Source organism: Rhizobium hidalgonense, from assembly GCF_002914525.1.
GTDB classification, from domain to species: Bacteria; Pseudomonadota; Alphaproteobacteria; order Rhizobiales; family Rhizobiaceae; genus Rhizobium; species Rhizobium hidalgonense.
Genome location: NZ_LODW01000129.1, coordinates 1 through 3,839, shown reverse-complemented (window position 1 = coordinate 3,839; position 3,839 = coordinate 1). Strand labels below are relative to the sequence as shown.

General features: G+C 55.9%; 2 protein-coding genes and 1 pseudogene. 2 read left to right on the top strand and 1 reads right to left on the bottom strand.

Going from position 1 to position 3,839, the window contains the following annotated elements; all coding sequences use genetic code 11:
* Positions 1–210: 210 nt before the first annotated feature.
* Positions 211–669 (top strand): annotated as a pseudogene (locus ATY29_RS37175) (GDP-mannose 4,6-dehydratase).
* 410 nt (positions 670–1,079) lie between these two features.
* Here the strand turns inward: ATY29_RS37175 and nodA are convergent.
* Entirely contained in the window at positions 1,080–1,667 is a 588-nt protein-coding gene (nodA, locus tag ATY29_RS34840; RefSeq protein WP_097537536.1) for a nodulation N-acyltransferase NodA, read from the bottom strand.
* A gap of 940 nt (positions 1,668–2,607) precedes the next feature.
* Here nodA and ATY29_RS34830 point away from each other — a divergent pair.
* Complete coding sequence (locus ATY29_RS34830; protein WP_010034735.1) at positions 2,608–3,522, top strand: hypothetical protein; 915 nt, start codon at positions 2,608–2,610, stop codon at positions 3,520–3,522.
* Positions 3,523–3,839 lie beyond the last annotated feature (317 nt).

The window sequence follows — 3,839 nt, the reverse complement described above, 5'->3', positions numbered from 1 at the left end:
TGTTGAATCAGCTTCGGTCGCTCTCGTCACCTCACAATCGATTCATCAATCGCAGGACATGTCTAGGTCGACCGCGCGCCAGCGCGACCGCGACCATCAGCAGGACAAAGAGCTTTGAAAACAGGAGACAATCGCACATCCCTGTAGCCAAGAGAGAAATGGCGTATCGCACGGGAGACGCTGCGAGCGCCCAGGTGATAGAGTTTCGCCTTGTGGCTGAACAAGCCAACTTCGATCGCGCAGGCCCGCCGCGCCCGACAGCTGGCCAAAAACAGCGCCAGGAGCTACGACTGGGGCCACGCACGTGAGTATGTCGAGGGCATGTCGCGCATGCTGCAGCAGGACAAACCGGATGGCCACGTCTTGGCGACCGGCGAGACGACGAGTGTCGGCCAATTTCTCGAGCGGGCTTTTGCCGACGTGAACATTACTTTGGAATGGAAGGCGTCCGGCGTCGACTGGCTACGACTCCGCGTCCGGTGCCTGCCTTGTTGAAGTCGATCCTCGATACCTCCGCCCGACGGAAGTTGATCTTCTGCCGGTGATCCGACCAAGGCCCGCCAGAAGCTGGGCTGGCAACACAAGGCCCCGGTTCAGGAGCTCGTCGCCGAGATGGTGCGCGAGGATGTCAAGCACTGGAAGGCCCTGAACAGCCGGGAAGAGCTCTGAGTGTACGACTTGTCCAACAAGAAGATCTGGGTTGTCGGCCATCGCAGTATGGTCGGCAGTGCGCTTGTGCGCAGGCTCCGATGCCGTGCTCTGCGGCAGTGGCGTCAGTTAGCGGGTCGAACGAGGAGCGCGGATCGTGAACCCGCGAGCGCGCAAAAATACGGCATTAGCCGATGATGTTCATACTTCCACCAGGTGCCCGGATTGCGGTACCGAGGCTTCGGGGCATATGTTCCTGATGGTCCTGCTTGTCTCGAATATCTCACGCTTGACGTCTAAGCGTTCGCAGATCGAAAGGTGCGGGATGTGTCATCGTGTGGGTCGGTCCGTCATCGAGGGTTAAATAGACGCACCGATCACTGGGCCGCCACCGTCTCTTCGGATAACTTCAGCTATGGGACCATGCTCTTTCATAGCTCAGGGCCATTCCGCTCGATCAAGGTCCCCGATGGCCAATCACTCATTGAGCATCCTATTGGGAATACTACCAAAATTACGTTTTCACAGCGCGTCGCCGGGAGGTTGAGATAAACATCGGCAAGGGTGGATCGCACGCGTACCCCTTCCAAAACCGTCGCAAGACCATTTCGGCAGAGCCTCAGAACAAGGTTGCGCAACGCCTGCCGAACACCGCCGAACGCAAACCGAACGCCAAGTTGCTGCAGCACTGGGTAAACAATGCGCATCGAATTAATGCCGTACCCCTCAAGATCTGGACGCACGCCCCACAATCCAAGCTCGCATACGAGTAGATCGACCTCGCCAACCCGAACGAAACGACGCAACAACCCCATGTGAGCGGCCACACCGTGCGCATCATAGCCTATTACGCGAAGCTCGGGCCTAGCTCCTGACCAACTACGAGCACCTTCGAATGGAAGGGCGTTGTAAGCTCCAGTTGGCCCATAGGTCTTCCGAAAGAAATCTGCGAGCTCCGTGTGGTCAGAGAGCTCCAACTCGTTTTCCCAGCACACTTTCCACCGCACCTGAGGGCTCATACCATAAACCTCCACTTAATACTCTGTCCAGGCGTCGACAGAGCAACTACTTGATACGCACTCGTTGGGGCGCTTCTAATGGCACTGGTATAAGCTGGTGAAATCATTTGTTTGGATGGAACTCATCCGTCCAATGGATGCGTTCCAATCAATCGGCCTGCCATCGGCTGCCGACGCCAGATGAAGCGGCCGGGCTCCAACTTCTTCGTGAACATGCCGCCTTGTCCATCATGCTGGATCATCTTGATCAGGCATCCAGGACATTGAACTTGAAAAGTTGACCATGACTGAGAGGCTCGCTACTCAGGCAGAAGCAAGCCAAAGACGTTTTCGGCGATAATCAGGCAAATTGTCGAGATCACATTAGAACCCTCGGCGGAACCGGGCTGGTCTATCCCGGCGTCGAAAGTCGTCGAACGACCCGACCTGGCGGAGGGGTTTTTTCGGAATGTTCGGTTTGCGCCCGTCTGATTCCACACAAAATGGGACGCGGCGATAGGCAGCAGCATTCTCCTGTTGAATCTGAAAGGGGTTCCCCTCGCAAAAACGCCCTGGTTCGCTTTGGCTATCGCAGCCCATGGACCGGCACGCTGGGTATCGGCGAAGATTGCCAGAGGACATACTTGCCTGGCGATCCCGACCTCGGGAGAAGATGATGGGTACAGGAATTGATTCGCAGATCAGTGCGTTTCCGGTGCAAGCTTTTAGGACCCCGGACACAGCAAACGCCTCCCAGGACTGGCGAGGCGGCCGCGAGATCGCAATTTTCTCCTAGATAACGGTATGAGGTGATCGTCATACCCTGGTCACCGGATGCCGATCGTCACGCACATGGTCTGGTACAGAGCCGGCGGCGCCGATGAGCCCCCGAGGAAATACTTAGTGACTGGCACGGTTGTTGCGTCGTCTCACGAAAGACAGCCGTTAACGAGAGGTCACGATGATGGATGTATGCTCGATGGGGATGGTGTTGTGCGGTGGGTACCTTCTTGCTGCATCCGCAGGCAGACTCGGCGGCGCTGAGAATGTCTTATCTGACTCGCCTTTGTCCGCGGCTGATGTATCGAGTTTCGAGACTTTCATAGTTCGCAGCCCACCGACATCACTCAATCTGGATCCATTTTATGCCAAATATGCTGACGCAGCGGGCATACCTATTATTTCGTCAAACAAGGTTCCAGACACGGCACTATTGATCTCACGTGACATTGTCCTCTACATGTTGTCAGAACGCCGTGATGTCCGCGATGCTTTAATCCAGGCTGGAGCGCGGGTGGGCGTCATGGCAATTGACGAGACGACGACTGATATTCCCGAGCAGCGGGATTGGAAGAAGCCTCTTCCCGATGATCCACGTCTCACCCCTGACGAGCGGCGGGATTACGCCAACACGATCGGCAAGATGACTGCCCGAGACTACTGGGCACAAAGGGCGCGCGGCATGGGCGGGCTCTACACGACGGGAGCTGTGGAGAATTTGATGGGCGTGCCGGGCACGCGGTATTACGGCGGGAACATTCTTGTTCACGAATTCTCACATAATATTTTCAACGCGCTGCGCACGGTAGATCCTGATCTCGTTGCACGAGTTGAACGTGCCTATTCGCACGCCTACGAGAAAGGCCTCTGGGCGTGTTCCTATATGGAGAACAACGTCGATGAGTATTGGGCCGAGGGCACGCGATTTTGGTTCAATACGAACTTGGCTTACAGCCGAGGCAATCTCACCATTGCCACATCAGAAGATTTCGAGGCTCACGATCCAAGCCTCTATAATATCATGGCCGAAGTCTACCGCCATGACCACCACATTCTGGCGGATGTCTATTACCGGCATTCGGCGAAGTCGCAGTAATGTCCTTTGGTATTGACTGCCGGCCTCATGCTGCAATCCCGCTGGAGACCCGAACTATCGCTGATCGTCCGTAATTTGTCAGAGCCAGCCATAAATTTGAGTTTCCGTTCAATTGAAGCGCCCATGTTGTTCCCACGGGTGCATACCAAGTACTTCGTGGCCGCTGGAATTGGCTCCTTGTGCAACATCGAGACCAAATGACCTGCCACTGAATTTTCATCCGGCGGCGATTAGAGCCTCGGCGGTTTTTGAACCGCTCCCAAACGTTGGACCACCGGATGCTAGAGTTTTCCGGCTTCATTCAGGGAGGCGGGCTG